This is a genomic window from Pseudovibrio sp. Alg231-02, assembly GCF_900143565.1.
GTDB lineage: Bacteria > Pseudomonadota > Alphaproteobacteria > Rhizobiales > Stappiaceae > Pseudovibrio.
Genome location: NZ_FREX01000001.1, coordinates 252,231 through 268,114, shown reverse-complemented (window position 1 = coordinate 268,114; position 15,884 = coordinate 252,231). Strand labels below are relative to the sequence as shown.

Genomic DNA, 15,884 nt, shown 5'->3' with positions numbered 1-15,884 from the left:
TGCAATGATTTTTGTAAAGGTGCTTTGCAATATTGAACTATCAAAATCTTATTTGTGCAAAATTTTAGCAGTACATGCATAAATATCCGCCTTTCCAGTGTGTTGTTTCCCTTGATAAGTAGATGGGGAAACTTTGATTCCGATGATTTAGAAAAAAACATCAAAAAAACTTAGTAAGCTGTGGAGTTTTCTTACCTGCGACGCGCTTATCTCGCAGTTTTGGGAGAGCCTCTAAGTGTTTTACCTATTGGAATATCAGGAGAAATTTTGAAGTCGGCTGGTGAAATTGATCCATTTTTGAAGGTGGGTTGACAGATAATTGACTGTTTGGTCCAATTTACCCAAAGTTTTGGGAGGGGAATATCCAAGATTTAAGCTGAACTAAGCTATTGTATGAGGGGGCCACCTCTGCATACGATACCTACTCTGTTCCAAATGGGAAAAATAACCCTGCGGGAAATCTAGTAGATTGAATTTTTGACATATTTTGCCTGCAGCCTGTTTATGTGCGGTTGCAATCCGTCCGTCCTGTCAAAAAAAGAGATACAGCTTGAATTCTGCGAAAGTCCTCATCGGTTTTATCAGTTTTATACTCCTTCGGGAGACCAGATAACTATGGCGAGCCCGTTGCGTTTTTAAAGAATAGAGCGCGGGTAAGTTGAATAAAACGACGTTGTAAAAGCGTTATCGGAGAGACTTATGAGTAAACTTGGCTCAAATCATCGTATTAATGGTGACAGACTGTGGCGTAGCCTTATGGATATGGCCCAAATCGGACCCGGTGTTCGTGGCGGCAACAACAGGCAAACGCTTACAGACGAAGATGCCGAGGGCCGCAAGCTTTTCACCAGCTGGTGTGAGGCTGAAGGCATGTCAATGCACATCGATACCATGGGCAACATGTTTGCCCGGCTGGAAGGGGAAGATCCGAGCCTTGACCCGATCATGATCGGCTCTCATCTGGATACGCAGCCAACTGGTGGCAAGTATGATGGTGTGCTTGGTGTACTTGCAGGTCTGGAAGTAATCCGCTCCATTCGTGAGCGTGGCATCAAAACCAAACGCCCAATTGAAGTCGTCAACTGGACCAACGAAGAAGGCACCCGTTTTGCTCCGGCAATGCTGGCATCTGGGGTGTTCGCTGGCATGCACACGCAGGATTGGGCCTATGACCGCGAAGACGCAGAAGGCAAGAAGTTTGGCGGTGAACTGAAGCGCATCGGCTATGTAGGTGAGGAACCGGTAGGCGCCCGCAAACTCCACGCCATGTTTGAACTCCACATTGAGCAGGGACCAATCCTCGAAATCGAGGAAAAGGACATCGGTGTTGTCACCCACGGGCAGGGCCTCTGGTGGCTGCAGGTCACGCTCACAGGAAAAGACAGCCACACCGGCTCAACCCCAATGCCAATGCGAAAAAACGCAGGACTCGGCATGGCACGCATCACAGAGCTGGTGCACCAGATTGCCATGGAGAACCAGCCAGAAGCCGTTGGCGCCATTGGACATTGCGACGTCTATCCAAACAGCCGCAACGTGATCCCGGGTAAAACCGTCTTCACCATCGATTTCCGCTCCCCGCATCAGAACGTCCTGGATGGCATGAAAGCCAAACTGGAAGCTGAAGCACCGAAAATCGCAGAAGAACTTGGTCTGGGCATTGAAATCGAAGCCGTCGGTCACTTTGATCCGGTCACCTTCGATGAAGGCTGTGTCTCTGCCGTGCGCAATGCAGCAGAACGCCTGAGCTATTCCCATCGCGACATCATTTCCGGCGCGGGCCACGATGCTTGCTGGATCAACCGTGTAGCGCCAACAGCCATGATCATGTGCCCATGCGTGGATGGTTTGAGCCACAACGAAGACGAAGAGATTTCAAGAGAGTGGGCAACCGCAGGTGCTGACGTGCTGTTCCATGCAGTGCTGGAATACGCGGAAATTGAGCAAGATACCACCGAGCCAGCCGAATAACCCATAGATTTGAAAGAGTTGAGGACTGCAATATGTCTAAAGTTATCAAAGGCGGCACGATTGTAACTGCCGATAGAACCTACAAGTCTGATGTGCTGGTTGACGGTGGCCAGATCATCGAAATCGGTGAGAACCTTTCTGGTGATGAAACGCTGGATGCCACCGGCTGTTATGTTATGCCGGGCGGGATTGACCCGCACGTGCATCTGGAAATGCCGTTCATGGGAACGCATTCTGCAGACAACTTCGAGATCGGAACAAGAGCTGGCCTTGCTGGCGGCACAACCATGGTGGTGGATTTCTGTCTGCCATCCCCCGGCCAGTCCATGATGGAAGCGCTTGCCATCTGGCAGCAAAAATCCGGCGCAGCATGCTCTGATTACTCCTACCACATGGCTGTTACATGGTGGGGTGAGCAGGTCTTCAATGAAATGCAGGAAGTGGTTGATCGTGGCATCAACACCTTCAAGCACTTCATGGCCTACAAAGGCGCTTTGATGGTGGATGATGACGAAATGTTCGCATCCTTCCAGCGGTGTGCCGCGCTTGGTGCGATGCCGCTTGTCCATGCTGAAAACGGTGATGTGGTCGCCACCATGCAGCAAAAACTGCTGGCAGAAGGCAACAACGGTCCGGAAGCGCATTCTTATTCTCGCCCGCCGGAAGTGGAGGGTGAAGCAGCCAACCGTGCAATCATGATCGCAGATATGGCTGGTGTGCCGCTCTACATCGTGCATACAAGCTGTGAGCAGGCCCATGAAGCCATTCGCCGCGCCCGCCAAAAAGGCATGCGCGTTTACGGGGAGCCGCTCATTCAGCACCTGACACTGGATGACAGCGAGTACGCCAACCCGAACTGGGACCACGCCGCACAGCGCGTCATGTCGCCTCCGTTCCGCAACAAACAGCATCAGGATAGCCTTTGGGCAGGTTTGCAGTCCGGCTCATTGCAGGTGGTCGCAACTGACCATTGTGCCTTCACATTGGAGCAGAAACGCTTTGGTGTTGGCGACTTTACCAAGATCCCGAACGGTACAGGCGGTTTGGAAGACCGCATGCCAATGCTCTGGTCAACCGGCGTGCGCACAGGCCGCCTGACCATGAACGAGTTCGTAGCTGTCACTTCCACCAATATCGCCAAGATCCTGAATATGTATCCTAAAAAAGGTGCAATTCTTGAAGGGGCGGATGCCGACATTGTTGTTTGGGATCCTAACCGCTCAAAAACAATCACTGCTGCAAATCAGCAGTCCTGCGTCGAATACAACGTGTTCGAAGGCAGGGAAGTGGTCGGTCTGCCACGCTTCACACTCACCCGCGGCAAGGTCGCGATTGAGGAAAGCACGGTTAAAACCGAACCAGGTCACGGTGAATTCGTTGGTCGCGAGCCAAATGCTCCGGTCGGCGCCGCTCTGTCCAAGTGGAAGGAAATCACAGCGCCGCGCAAAGTTGAGCGCCGGCCAGAATTGATGCCAGCAGGCGTATAAGCCTGCACACAGAGCAAAAGGCGCATCTCCGAAAAGAGGGCACTGGCTTTCGGAACAAGATGCGCCTGAAAGCAACAATTTAGAGCATGTCGCGGAGCTTCAGAGCACTGCGATATGCCATCAGGTCCGCGTGGGGTGCGCGGACTGGTCATTAAACGCAGTAGTATTTTTAGAGGGGATCTGCTGCTTTTAATCTGAGGGGGAATTACTCGATGTCGGATTCAACTCTAGGCTCAACCGGGAATGTCGTCCCAGACGAGTTTGGTATTATCCATCAGGAACTCGTCGGAATCGACGGTGATCTTTACAACGAAGATCAGCTGCCAACCGCTGCTGTAGCTCGTACATGGAACTGGGTTTCCATCTCCGCGCTCTGGGTCGGTATGGTGGTCTGTATCCCAACTTATCTGCTCGCGTCCTATCTGATTGGCGCAGGCATGAGTTGGGATCAGGCGGTCATGACGATCCTGCTTGCCAACGCAATCGTTCTCATTCCAATGGTTCTGATCGGCCATGCAGGCACCAAGTACGGTATTCCGTTCCCGGTTCTGCTGCGCTCGTCCTTCGGTCCAGCTGGTGCAAAATTTCCAGCAGTCGCCCGTGGTATCGTGGCTTGTGGCTGGTTCGGTATTCAGACATGGGTTGGCGGTTCCGCGATCTACGTGATCCTGAACACGCTCATGAGTGGAGCACTGGCCGGTGACCCGCTCCCAATTCTGGGCATCAATGCAGGCCAGTTTGCCTGTTTCATGGCGTTTTGGGCACTGCACCTGTACTTCATCAAAAACGGTACAGAATCCATCCGTTGGCTGGAAACTTATGCAGCACCATTTTTGCTCGCAATGGGTCTGGCACTGCTGGCATGGGCCTATGTCAATGCAGGTGGGTTCGGCGCAATGCTTTCCACTCCAAGCCAGTTTGCTGAAGGTCAGCCTAAAGAAGGCCAGTTCTGGTCCGTCTTCTGGCCAAGCCTCACAGGCATGGTTGGCTTCTGGGCAACCCTTGCACTGAACATTCCTGACTTTACGCGCTATGCAAAAAGCCAGAAAGACCAGTTCATGGGGCAGGCTGTTGGCCTTCCAATCCCAATGGCGCTGTTTGCGTTCATCGCCTCTGCGGTGACCTCCGCAACTGTGGTGATCTTCGGTGAACCAATCTGGGATCCAATTGTCCTGGCTGAGAAAATGGGCGGCATGAGCATTATCATCGCTCTGTTCGCACTCATCGTTGCAACGCTCACCACCAACCTGGCGGCAAACGTTGTGGCTCCGGCACACGGGTTCTCCAACCTAGCGCCGAAATCCATCAACCTGCGTACTGGCGGTTACATTACAGCGGCTATTGGCCTTGTGATGTTCCCATGGATCCTTGTGAACCACATCATCGGCTGGTTGATTGCATACTCAGCGCTGCTGGGTCCGATTGCAGGAATTATGCTGGCAGACTACTACCTGCTGCGCAAAACCAAGCTCAATGTGGAAGATCTGTTCAAGCACAACGGCATCTATTCCGGCTCAAACGGCTGGAACTGGGCGGGCGTGCTCGCGCTGATTATCGGTATCCTGCCAAACCTTCCAGGCTTCCTGGCAGGTGTCGGTCTTTCCGGTCCAGCCTCACCTCTGTTCGCAACCATCTACACCTATGCATGGTTCGTTGGTCTGTTCGTGGCAGGTATCGCCTACCTAATTCTGGCGAAAATCCTGAACAAGTAACAGGCAAACACACACTAAATAACGAGAAGAAGGGGCGGCGTATCATGCGCCGCTTCTTCCTGTTTCAAAGGAAGAGAAAATGCCAAAAGCCTATTGGGTCGCTCACGTCACAGTCACAGATCCTGAACCTTACAAGCTCTACGCAGACGGAGCTTCTGCTGCATTCAAAAAGTACAGTGCCAACGTTCTGGCCCGCGGCGGCAAGTTTGAGGATCTGGAAGGCACAAACCATCCCCGCAACGTGGTGATCGAGTTTGCCGATATGGAAACCGCGATGGCGTGCTACAACAGCGAAGAGTATCAGGCTGCCAAAAAGCATCGTGAAAACGCTGGCATTGCCAACATCATCATCGTGGAAGGCGCTTAACGCGCATCTGCATCTGATAAAACGAAAAAAGCCGCAGCGATCAAACTGCGGCTCTTTTTATGTCTTCTGGTGAGAAACTTATTTCTCTCGCAATTCCCGGCGCAAGATTTTACCCACGGTAGACTTCGGAAGTTCTTCCAAAAACTCCACGTATTTCGGCACCTTATAAGCTGCCATCGCGTTGTGGCAGTAATCCTGCACGGCTTCTGGCGTAACGTCCTCGTTGTTGCGCACAACAAACGCTTTCACCGCCTCGCCAGTCCGCTCGTCAGATGTGCCTGCAACAGCCACTTCAACCACACCCTTGATCTCAGCTATCACAGCCTCAACCTCTGCAGGATAAACGTTGAAGCCAGACACAAGCACCATGTCTTTCTTGCGGTCGACAATCTTGAAGTTGTTGCGCTTGTCCATGATCGCAATGTCACCGGTACGGAAGAACCCGTCCGGCGTCATCACCGCAGCAGTTGCCTCAGGCTTGCGCCAGTATCCCTGCATAATCTGCGGCCCGCGTGCACAAAGCTCACCCGGCTGGCCAAGCGGAACTTCATTGTCCTCCGCATCCAGCAGCTTGATCTCTGTCTTTGGCATGGACTGGCCAACGGTCTCAGTAAACTCAGTGCTATCAAACGGATTCACAGAAAGGATCGGCGAGGTCTCACTCAGACCATATCCTTCAATAACGTGGTGACCGGTAACCTGTTTCCACTTATCCGAAATCGCCCGCTGAATGGCTGATCCGCCGCCCATGGCAAATTTGTAGTTGCTGAAGTCCAGCTCATCAAAGCCCGGGGTATGCAGCAGGCCATTGAAAAGCGTGTTCACCCCAGTGATCACGCTGAACTTCCACTTCTTGAGTTCTTCAACAAACCCCGGCATATCGCGTGGATTGGTGATCAGCACGTTGCGGGATCCCAGCCAGTAAAATGACACGCAATTCACCATCAACGCGAAGATATGATAGAGCGGCAGCGCCGTAATCACGATCTCCTCACCAGCCCGCATAAACCCGTCTGTCGCCGCATCAAACTGTGCGATATTGGCAACCAGATTGCCATGGCTCAGCGCCGCGCCTTTGGAAAGGCCCGTGGTGCCGCCCGTATACTGCAGGTAAATCAGATCACTCGGATTAATCTGCGGCGGCGTGAAGTCCAGCTGCTCACCTTTTTCAAGAACATCTGAGACTGTCAGGCGGTCTGCAAACATCTCGTGTGGAGGCGGTGAGGGCATGTCCATACCAGACGCATCACCTACATTGGCAATCACCACATTTTTGATTGGTGTATCCGCAACAACCTCTGCAAGCGTCGGGCTGGAGCCCGAGAAAATAAAGATCGTATCGGTGTCCGCATCGTTGAGCTGATGCTTCAGCTCGCGCGGTGTGTACATAGGGTTGACGTTCACCTGCACCAGCCCGGCGCGCAATATGCCGAACATGAGAACCGGAAACGCCAGAATATTTGGCAGCATAATGGCGACGCGGTCGCCTTTCTTCAGGCCCAGCTCATTCTGCAAATAGGCAGCAACTGCGCGAGATTTCTCATCAACGTCTTTAAATGTAAGTGACTGGCCAAAATTGGTGAAGGCGACATTGTCTGCAAATCGGCCATTGGCCTCTTCAAATATTTCGATCACAGACCTGTAACCGTTCACATCAATTGGCTTGGTGAATACAGTAGGTGTCCAGGTTGGAGCACTAAGTGTATCAGTCATAATTCCTCCCAAAATTAAAACCTATACGCGTATATTAGAATATTCTTTCAGCTTACGCTTTAGGAATATCGTTCATCATTCAATATCTTATGGATTTTTTCTTTTTCCTCTTCAAAATCCCTAGGAGGAGCAAGGCCAAGTGAGCCCATAGCTGCCATGAAAAGCATATCAACCATTGCCTGCGACCCAAAACGGGCAGGGCCGGCATTGCGAATGGCCTGATTGGCGGTGAACCCGGTAATAAGCTGAACCGTCTGCCGCACCTGCATCTCCCAGTCCTCAAACGGAATCTGGTCCTTGTAAGGGGCGCTGAGTTCAAGAATACGCTCTGCTGTCATGATGGTCAGCTGCTGGAAGCGCTTCCAGGTCTCAGGCTCCTTTGCTGAGATCTCATGAGCGGCGCGATACAGACCAACATTCTCCTGCAGCAGCTTGTGATTCAGAGCTGTCACAAAGTAGATGGTACTCTCAAGCGAGCCGAGGGGATCCTGCAGATCCTGAATAAGGCCTTGAGCATGCTCCTCATAAATCTCAAAAAGGCGCTCGAACAACATTTCCTTGTTCTTGAAGCGAAAGTAGAAATTACCCGTAGACGAACCTGCAAGTTGAACAATGTCTGAAACCCGCGCCCGCGCTACACCCTCTTTGGCAAAAATCGTTTTTGCAGCTTGCAGGAAATTCTGCTCCGCCTCATAGCCTCGTTTTTGTTTTGGCTTATAAGATTTCATTTTACACTCAAACTAGACGATAAGTTCTGTTTTTGATAATGATAATTGTGTTGCCAAACTATAACATCTCTTGGCTTGGGGCCACTGATAATAGCAGAATGCATGTGTGATTTGGGAACATATTGGGGGGACTATGAAATTACGCGAATTATTGCTGGGGGTGGCCTTTTTATTCACTGCATTTGTGGGCGTGGCACAGGCTGCCAAAGAGCTTAAAATTGCAACCAGTGCGCCTTTAGGTACCCCTTGGGTCAACCATGTGGAGGCCATTGCGAGCAAAATATCGGCCAACTCAGACGGGGCAATAAGCGCGAAATTATTTCATGCAGGTCAACTCGGTACAGAACCGGTTATGGTCCAAAAAGCCATTCGCGGACGGATAGATATTCTCGGCAGCTCCATGACGGCATTCTCCACGGTTGTCCCGGAAATGGCTCTCATGGGTGTTCCGTTTCTGTGGGACAGCTATGCGCAAATTGATTGCGCAATGGACAAACACCTGACGCCTGTTTTTGAACCTCTCTTTGAAAAAAAGGGTTTCAAGTTCCTGCAATGGAATGAGTTGGGCTGGATTCATACCTTCGGCAAAAAGCCATTTCTGGCTCCTGGTGATGTGAAAGGCGTGAAAGTGCGTGCAGCACCTGCCAAATACTCGGTCAACTTCTGGCAGGGTATGGGCGCAAACGGTGTCGTTCTGCCACTGGCCGAAACACCGTCTGCACTGCAAACCGGCATGGTAGAAGGAGGAACACTGCCAGCCATGACCTACGTGGCCATGGGCATGGGCAAGATGGCTCCCCATCTCACACTCTCCGCGCACCTTCACCAGTCCGGAGCACTGGTCATGAGCATGCGCACTTGGAAAAAGTTGAGTAAGAACGAACAGGATAGCATCACCAACGCTCTGGTGCCTGTCCAGGGTCTTCGAGATGAAGTCCGCTCCATGGCAAAGGACATGCTCGCAGGTTTTCAGGAAAAGGGCGGGCACGTCCATAAGCTTTCAGCGGAGCAACGCGAGGAATGGAAAACAGCCGTCCTGCCATTGCGTGAGGAACTGGTGAGCTCAATCGGCGGGCAGGCACAAGAAGTCTGGCCTAAGATTCTAGAGGCAAAGAAAGCCTGTGTGCTTTGATTCCATGACACCTGAAAGGAAGAGCCCACTACATTTTGAGGGCTCTTTTCAATTTGCATGAAGCGATTTTTCCAGCTGCTGTACCGATTTGAAGCGACACTTGCTGCTCTGGCCTACATTATCGTGGTGTTAGCCATGCTGGCGGATGTCGTTGCACGAGAGTTTTTTGATCTCTCATTGATGCACAGCAGCAAGATCGCGCTGTTTGCAGCCATTTTTGCTGGCATGTTGGGCCTTGGCCTTGCAACATCCACCGGCAACCACATCCGCCCCAAGATCACTGACCAGCTATTACCGGCAACGTGGCAAAACCTTCTGCAGCGGCTGGGAGACGTCTTGAGCGGCGCTCTCTTCCTGCTCGCGGGTTATGTCTCGTTTGGGCTCGTGCAGTCCTCCTATGAAATCGGGTTCCTGGTGCCCGTGGTGGATTGGCCGCTCTGGTGGTTTCAGTCCATCATGCCCTACGCCTTCTGCTCCAACGCCCTCAGATATTTCGGCTTTGCGCTGTTGCCCTCTTTGAAGCCAGAAGAGGCAGACGCGGCATGACCTATGCGCTCCTTCTCACACTCGCTGTTCTGGTGATGCTGATCTTGCGGCAGAACCTCATTGTAATCTTGATGGTGCTCGGCGGGGCAGTACAGCTTCTGTATAGCGATGGTGAGCTGATGTTCATGGCGGAGGACTTTTGGGCCGCGCTGGATCGCGAAGCGCTTCTGTCCATTCCCGTTTTCTTGCTCTGCGGCTCCATCATGAGCCGCGGTGCCATTGCGGAGCGGCTCGTCACAGTCCTCAAAGCATTGACTGGATCTTTGTCAGGAGGTCTCGGCGTAGCAACAATCCTCTCCTGCGCTTTTTTTGCTGCAATCTCGGGCTCCTCCATGGTTACGCTGCTGGCGGTTGGGTCTGTGCTGTACCCGGCACTGCGAGAGCAGGGGTACTCCACCAGCTATTCTCTGGGCGCACTATCGAGTGCAGGCACACTCGGTGTCGTCATCCCGCCCAGCATTCCCATGATCATCTACGGTCTGGTCACAGAAACCTCGATCACTGACATGTTTCTGGCGGGCGTCATTCCAGGGCTTTTGCTCACCATCGCTTTGGCGATCTATTCAGCCTGGGCCAACAGAACGATCCCGCGCACAGGCTTTGACGTGAGCGCAGCAGGCAGTGCAATCACCAACGGAATTTGGTCCCTGCTCATGCCAGTCATTCTGCTTGGGGGCATTTACTCCGGATACTTCACAGCCACAGAAAGTGCTGCCATCGCCTTGGCCTATGCGCTCGTTGTCGAGCTGTTCATTTATAAAGAGCTCACACTGGCCCAGCTCTGGGATGCTGTCATTCACACAACCCAGATGCTCGGCGGCCTGCTCCCAATTCTTGCGATCGCCGCAACTTTGAACATGGTGCTGACCACAGAGCAAGTTCCAAGCCTGGTGGCACAATGGCTGTCCTCGCACGTCGAAGAAAAATGGATGTTCCTGATCGGCCTCAACATCCTTCTGCTGATGGTTGGGTTCTTTATGGAGATCATCTCTGCCCTGCTGATTATGGCGCCCATTCTGCTCCCAGTGGCAACAATCTACGGCATCAATCCAGTGCATCTTGGTGTGATGATGATCATCAATCTGGAGATTGGCCTGCTGACACCACCTGTCGGCATCAATCTTGTGGTTGCTTCTCAGGCGTTCAGGGAAAGCTTCTGGACTGTCACAAGATCAGTCATTCCATTTGTCCTGATCATGCTCTGCGTGCTGCTGCTCGTCACCTTCCTGCCTGATCTCTCACTCTTTCTTGTAAGCTGAGGAACCCGTAAATGATTGAAAATATATTCAAAATGACGGCAATCGAGGTTTCTCAAGCAATCCGTGACAAGCAGATCACATGCAGTGAGGTGATAGAGCAGCATCTGACGCGCATTGATGAAACCGCGCATCTGAATGCCATCACCACCCGCTTTGATGATCAGGCTCGTCAGGCAGCAGAGCAGGCAGACCAGGCGGTGCAGCGCGGCGAGCCGTTAGGTCCACTCCACGGCATTCCCGTCACAATCAAAGAAAACGTCGATCAGGCCGGTGCCTCCACAAACAACGGCGTGAAAGCATTTGCTGGCCTGATTGCTAAGCAGGATGCTCCCCTTGTCCAGAGATTGAAACAGGCAGGAGCAATTCCGATTGGGCGCACAAACACTCCGGAAATGTCATGGCGCTTTCATACGGACAACACCTTGTTCGGCCAGACCCTCAACCCGTGGAATGCATCCCGCACGCCAGGCGGTTCAAGCGGTGGAGCTGGGAGCTCACTGGCAGCTGGCGTCGGATACATCGCCCATGGGTCCGACCTCAGCGGTTCCATACGCCTGCCAGCCTATTGCTGCGGTGTGCTCGGCTTGCGCCCCTCTCATGGGCGCATACCGTTTTATAATGCCACCGGAGCTGCAGAACGCTCAATCACCATCCAGCTGTCCTCAGCACAAGGACCACTCGCACGCTCGCTTGATGATCTCAAACTCGCTTACGATGTGATGAAAGGCTATTCCGATCTGGATACATGGTCACTACCAGATATGAATGAGGATAAGATCTTCCCAAACAGCATCGCACTCATCACGCCACCAGATGCTGACCCGAAAATCAATGAAGCTCTGAAGCAAGCAGGCGAGGTACTGGCGCAGCAGGGATACAAGGTGGATAACACCAGCATTGATTTTATCGAAGAAGCCTACACACACTACACATCGCTTTTGATCACGGAAGTCGCACTCCAGAAGGAGAGCGTGATCGACCGTTTTGGCTCAGAGCAACTACAGGCAATATTTGAGTACTACACGCAATTGGTACCGCCCATGGACTATCACAGCTATGCGCAGGCTTTGGCCGCAAGATCGCACTACCATCGCCTGATTGACCAATTTCAACGCAAATATCCCGTAATCCTTTCACCCGTTTGCACAAAAAACGCATTTGAGGCAGGTGCGGATATCAAATCCATTGAGAGCCTTAAAGAGATAGCAAAAACAAACACCTACCTCGGCTCTGTAAACTTTTTCGACCTTCCGGCTATGAGCATCCCCACTCATGATACCCACGGCGGTATTCCAATTGGTATCCAGCTCATCGGCCCGCGTTATGGCGAAGAACACCTCTTCAAAACGGCTAAGGTTTTGGAGAATAAAGGGTTTATCTCCTCTCAGCTGGCATCGGCAACAGTTGCGATGGCGTAGCCAATCCATGTGATTTTGAGGTCAATAATACAAAACAGAGCCAGAATTGCCGTGGTTTCCGGAAATTTAGAATAGAAAACAGGAAGAAAAGAGAGGCGCTGATCCATAGTTTTTCATCAAAGGACAGCTCAGAGACGCTCGTCTCAAGGCTGTCCGGTTATCCCCTCAAGAACTATGCAATCTGAAGTGCTGGCGAGCTCTTCAGAAAATGGGAGAAAAGCATGGCCCGAAACCCCAAAATCACCTTTATTGGTGCTGGTTCCACCACGTTTATGAAGAACATCATTGGTGATATTCTGCAGCGTTCAGCGCTCTCCGGAGCACATGTCGCTCTGATGGATATCAACGAGGAACGCCTTGGTGAATCTGAGATTGTGGCGCGTAAACTGATTTCGACGCTGGGAGTGAGCGCAACAGTTTCAACGCACACCAATCAGATGGAAGCGCTTGATTCTACTGACTTTGTAGTCGTTGCTTTCCAGATTGGTGGCTTCGAGCCGTGCACGGTCACAGACTTCGAAATTCCCAAGAAATATGGCCTTCGCCAAACCATCGCGGATACCCTCGGCATCGGCGGAATCATGCGCGGCCTGCGCACCGTTCCACACCTCTGGAGCATCTGCGAAGATATACTCAAAGTATGCCCGGATGCGGTCATGCTTCAATACGTGAACCCAATGGCGATCAACACCTGGGCCATCGCGCAAAAATACCCACAAATCAAACAGGTAGGCCTCTGTCACTCTGTTCAGGGCACTGTCAAAGAACTGGCGCACGACCTTGATATCGACCCTGCAAATATCCGCTTTAGATGTGCAGGCATCAATCACATGGCATTCTATCAGTATCTGGAAGAGATCAAGGAAGACGGGACCTTTGAGGACCTCACTCCAAGGCTGATGGAAGGCTACCGTGAAGGCCGCTATCCGAAACCATCCACGTGGAACCCACGCTGTCAGAACGTAGTGCGCTACGAGATGTTGACCCGTCTTGGTCATTTCGTAACAGAGAGCTCAGAGCATTTTGCTGAGTATGTTCCGTGGTTTATCAAACGTGATCGCCCGGACCTGCTGGAGAAGTTCTCCATCCCGCTCGACGAATACCCGGTCCGTTGTGTAGAGCAAATTGAACGCTGGAAGTCTCAGGTGGAAGACTACAAAAATGCAGAGAGCATTGAAGTAGAGCGCAGCCATGAATACGCCTCAACCATCATGAACTCCATCTGGACTGGTGAGCCTGCGGTTATCTACGGCAACGTGCAAAACAAAAGCTACATCACCTCGCTGCCACAGGATTGCGCAGTTGAAGTGCCGTGTCTTGTGGATCGCAACGGCATCCAGCCAACGCACATTGGAAAATTGCCAGCACAATTAGCCGCTCTGATGCGTACAAACATTGGCCCGCAGGAGCTGACCGTTGAGGCGCTCATGACGGAGAAGCGCGAGCATATCTACCACGCCGCAATGCTTGATCCGCACACCGCTGCAGAGTTGGATCTGGACCAAATCTGGGCCATGGTGGACGAGCTTTTGGAAGCGCATAAAGACTGGTTGCCAGCCTGGACACAGAAGCAAGTGCTTGAAACTGCATAGCAAGAGCGCTGCCAATTAGAAGAATGCGATGACATAAGCGGTTGCCTGAAACGAGGTTGCCGCTTATGTATATTCTGATATATCAAAGATGAGTGCCAAGCACTCCCTGGGGGACTAAATGTCTGGGAACGTCACTTTTCATGATTTGAAGGACGCAAGTGTGTTCATCACTGGCGGCGGAGCAGGGATCGGCGCAAGCCTCACTGATGGCTTCATGCAACAAGGTGCCAAAGTCGCCTTTGTACAGCGCTCTGATGCTTCAGAATTTGCCGAGCAGATGAAGGAAAAGCACGGTGTCGCACCTCTATTCATCAAATGTGATGTCACCGATGTTGGTGCTCTTCAAACCTCCATCAAACAGGCGGAAAAGGCCCATGGTCCGATTACCGTGCTGGTGAACAATGCTGCAAACGATACTCGCCATACCCTTGAAGAATTTACGATAGATCAATGGGATGCGTCTATGCACGTGAACTTGCGCCCTCATTTCTTTACCGCTCAGGCCGCTGCCGCAGGCATGAAAGCAGCTGGTGGAGGTTCCATCATCAACTTCTCATCCATCTCCTACATGATGGGCAACGCAGGCTATCCAGCTTATGAAACGTCCAAGGCAGCCATCACTGGTCTGACCAGAGCTTTGGCGCGTGAGTTGGGACCAGACAACATCCGCGTCAACGCTTTGATGCCGGGCTGGGTCCTCACACAGCGACAGAAAGACCTCTGGGCAACGCCGGAAGATCTGAAAGCCCATCTGGGTCGTCAGTGTCTGAAGGAGCATCTGGAACCGGACGATATTATTGATGCAACACTGTTTTTGGCATCCAAAGCCAGCCGTATGATGACCAGCCAAGCCCTTGTCATTGATGGTGGCGTTGTCGTGACAGGCTAAAGAAAAAGTAGCGGGTAGGCAGCTGCCCGCTATATCTTGCCAATGTTTCTGGCTTGTTTGCGAAACGCAGCTGGAGACGTGCTGAAGTGGTTTTGGAACGCCTCATAAAAGCTCGAAAGAGACCTGAACCCGGCATCCATAGCGATGGACAAGATCTTCATCTCAGATTCTGCAAGCAACATGCGTGCATGAGAAAGCCGGACCCGCGTCAAATGTTCCTTGATTGGCAGTCCCACAATGCGCTTGAACAAAGTCATTGCATGGCTCGGCGATAAACCAACACATTCAGCAACATCTGTGACAGAAATGTCCGAGGTGTGGTTCTCGGAAATAAAACGCAACATCTCTTCCACATGCAACATGGACTTTCCACGACCAACCACCGTGCTGGACTGACGATAGTCATGATGCAGTGTGTTCCAACCGTCCAGCGCCAGGCGCGTAAACCGCGACGAGATCTCACTCAGAACCAGTTTGCGCCAGTTGATGTCATCTCGTTTGAACTCACTTGCCCAATGGCCAAAGCGCACCGCATCAATCGGGCAGGGCGCCTTGTTGCAAATCACATCTCCTGAAATGAGTGCATCAGTGATGCGTGTGGGCAAACCCCACTGCAATATTTGTGCAAATGAGATGTAGAGATTGACCATATCGCCATCCCCGCGCACCCCAACAACGCCGTGCGGTGCGGCGCCCCAGAAGCAAATCATGTAACCGGGGTGAACAGTCACATGACTTCCTGAGAAGGAATAGTCCATTTCACAGTTGATCAGGAAGTTCACTTCAATAGAGGCGTGGTGATGATAAGGCCTTTTGGAGAATACGTGAGGCTTATGGCGCATAATCAGAAAATTATCTGTCGAGGGTATGACACTCTGATCCAGATATTGGCGATATAAGTCATCGCTAATACTCAATTGTACACCCTCCTCTTGCATCAATATTTGAAAAGCCGAATGAATCGATATTAATACGAGAGTTCGGCTCTCAATATTCTCCCATGTGTATAGTATAGAGAAATACGCAGTTTAAAAGCGTCTACGAAGAAAATCGGAATTTATGAATAGAAA

13 protein-coding genes are annotated in these 15,884 nt (G+C 51.8%); 10 read left to right on the top strand and 3 right to left on the bottom strand.

Features of this window, described 5'->3' with window-relative positions:
- The first annotated feature begins 699 nt into the window (after positions 1-699).
- The 4 genes from DHN43_RS00970 to DHN43_RS00955 all read left to right on the top strand — a co-directional run bounded on the left by DHN43_RS00970 (position 700) and on the right by DHN43_RS00955 (position 5,537).
- A complete protein-coding gene (locus DHN43_RS00970; RefSeq protein WP_108817445.1) occupies positions 700-1,971 on the top strand; it encodes a Zn-dependent hydrolase in 1,272 nt (423 codons plus the stop codon).
- A 32-nt stretch (positions 1,972-2,003) separates the two neighbouring features.
- Positions 2,004-3,458 carry a dihydropyrimidinase gene (hydA, locus tag DHN43_RS00965; RefSeq protein WP_108817444.1) on the top strand — a complete coding sequence of 485 codons (1,455 nt, stop codon included), beginning with the start codon at positions 2,004-2,006 and terminating at the stop codon, positions 3,456-3,458.
- Positions 3,459-3,670: 212 nt separating this feature from the next.
- Positions 3,671-5,170: an NCS1 family nucleobase:cation symporter-1 gene (locus tag DHN43_RS00960; RefSeq protein WP_063288494.1), complete on the top strand. Its 1,500-nt coding sequence runs from the start codon at positions 3,671-3,673 to the stop codon at positions 5,168-5,170.
- 79 nt (positions 5,171-5,249) lie between these two features.
- The gene (locus tag DHN43_RS00955) at positions 5,250-5,537 is read left to right on the top strand and encodes a DUF1330 domain-containing protein (protein WP_057465313.1); all 288 of its coding nucleotides are present in this window, start codon (positions 5,250-5,252) and stop codon (positions 5,535-5,537) included.
- Positions 5,538-5,615: 78 nt separating this feature from the next.
- Here the strand turns inward: DHN43_RS00955 and DHN43_RS00950 are convergent, their stop codons facing one another.
- A complete protein-coding gene (locus tag DHN43_RS00950) occupies positions 5,616-7,250 on the bottom strand; it encodes an AMP-binding protein (RefSeq protein ID WP_108817443.1) in 1,635 nt (544 codons plus the stop codon).
- 59 nt (positions 7,251-7,309) lie between these two features.
- Entirely contained in the window at positions 7,310-7,978 is a 669-nt protein-coding gene (locus DHN43_RS00945; protein WP_108817442.1) for a TetR/AcrR family transcriptional regulator, read from the bottom strand.
- Positions 7,979-8,111: 133 nt separating this feature from the next.
- Between DHN43_RS00945 and dctP the strand changes: the two genes are divergently transcribed.
- From dctP to DHN43_RS00915, 6 genes are all read left to right on the top strand, one after another.
- Positions 8,112-9,110 carry a TRAP transporter substrate-binding protein DctP gene (gene dctP / locus DHN43_RS00940; RefSeq protein WP_108817441.1) on the top strand — a complete coding sequence of 333 codons (999 nt, stop codon included), beginning with the start codon at positions 8,112-8,114 and terminating at the stop codon, positions 9,108-9,110.
- A 57-nt stretch (positions 9,111-9,167) separates the two neighbouring features.
- Positions 9,168-9,656, top strand: coding sequence for a TRAP transporter small permease (locus DHN43_RS00935; protein WP_108817440.1), 489 nt, complete (start codon positions 9,168-9,170; stop codon positions 9,654-9,656).
- Complete coding sequence (locus DHN43_RS00930) at positions 9,653-10,915, top strand: TRAP transporter large permease (RefSeq protein WP_108817439.1); 1,263 nt, start codon at positions 9,653-9,655, stop codon at positions 10,913-10,915. The genes DHN43_RS00935 and DHN43_RS00930 overlap by 4 nt, the downstream gene beginning before the upstream one ends.
- Positions 10,916-10,926: 11 nt before the next feature.
- Positions 10,927-12,333 (top strand): amidase, encoded by a 1,407-nt coding sequence (locus tag DHN43_RS00925; protein ID WP_108817438.1) that lies wholly within the window; start codon positions 10,927-10,929, stop codon positions 12,331-12,333.
- Positions 12,334-12,554: 221 nt separating this feature from the next.
- Positions 12,555-13,925, top strand: a complete 1,371-nt coding sequence (locus DHN43_RS00920) for an alpha-glucosidase/alpha-galactosidase (RefSeq protein WP_108817437.1) — start codon at positions 12,555-12,557, stop codon at positions 13,923-13,925.
- Between the two features lie 118 nt (positions 13,926-14,043).
- Positions 14,044-14,814 carry an SDR family NAD(P)-dependent oxidoreductase gene (locus DHN43_RS00915; RefSeq protein WP_108817436.1) on the top strand — a complete coding sequence of 257 codons (771 nt, stop codon included), beginning with the start codon at positions 14,044-14,046 and terminating at the stop codon, positions 14,812-14,814.
- A gap of 29 nt (positions 14,815-14,843) precedes the next feature.
- Here the strand turns inward: DHN43_RS00915 and DHN43_RS00910 are convergent, their stop codons facing one another.
- The gene (locus DHN43_RS00910) at positions 14,844-15,731 is read right to left on the bottom strand and encodes a helix-turn-helix domain-containing protein (protein ID WP_208994782.1); all 888 of its coding nucleotides are present in this window, start codon (positions 15,729-15,731) and stop codon (positions 14,844-14,846) included.
- Positions 15,732-15,884 lie beyond the last annotated feature (153 nt).

Excerpts from the sequence above, each read along its gene's own strand:
- DHN43_RS00970 (WP_108817445.1), top strand. The coding sequence starts at position 700 with ATGAGTAAACTTGGCTCAAATCATCGTATTAATGGTGACAGACTGTGG.
- hydA (WP_108817444.1), top strand. The coding sequence starts at position 2,004 with ATGTCTAAAGTTATCAAAGGCGGCACGATTGTAACTGCCGATAGAACC.
- DHN43_RS00960 (WP_063288494.1), top strand. The coding sequence starts at position 3,671 with ATGTCGGATTCAACTCTAGGCTCAACCGGGAATGTCGTCCCAGACGAG.
- DHN43_RS00955 (WP_057465313.1), top strand. The coding sequence starts at position 5,250 with ATGCCAAAAGCCTATTGGGTCGCTCACGTCACAGTCACAGATCCTGAA.
- DHN43_RS00950 (WP_108817443.1), bottom strand. The coding sequence starts at position 7,250 with ATGACTGATACACTTAGTGCTCCAACCTGGACACCTACTGTATTCACC.
- DHN43_RS00945 (WP_108817442.1), bottom strand. The coding sequence starts at position 7,978 with ATGAAATCTTATAAGCCAAAACAAAAACGAGGCTATGAGGCGGAGCAG.
- dctP (WP_108817441.1), top strand. The coding sequence starts at position 8,112 with ATGAAATTACGCGAATTATTGCTGGGGGTGGCCTTTTTATTCACTGCA.
- DHN43_RS00935 (WP_108817440.1), top strand. The coding sequence starts at position 9,168 with ATGAAGCGATTTTTCCAGCTGCTGTACCGATTTGAAGCGACACTTGCT.
- DHN43_RS00930 (WP_108817439.1), top strand. The coding sequence starts at position 9,653 with ATGACCTATGCGCTCCTTCTCACACTCGCTGTTCTGGTGATGCTGATC.
- DHN43_RS00925 (WP_108817438.1), top strand. The coding sequence starts at position 10,927 with ATGATTGAAAATATATTCAAAATGACGGCAATCGAGGTTTCTCAAGCA.
- DHN43_RS00920 (WP_108817437.1), top strand. The coding sequence starts at position 12,555 with ATGGCCCGAAACCCCAAAATCACCTTTATTGGTGCTGGTTCCACCACG.
- DHN43_RS00915 (WP_108817436.1), top strand. The coding sequence starts at position 14,044 with ATGTCTGGGAACGTCACTTTTCATGATTTGAAGGACGCAAGTGTGTTC.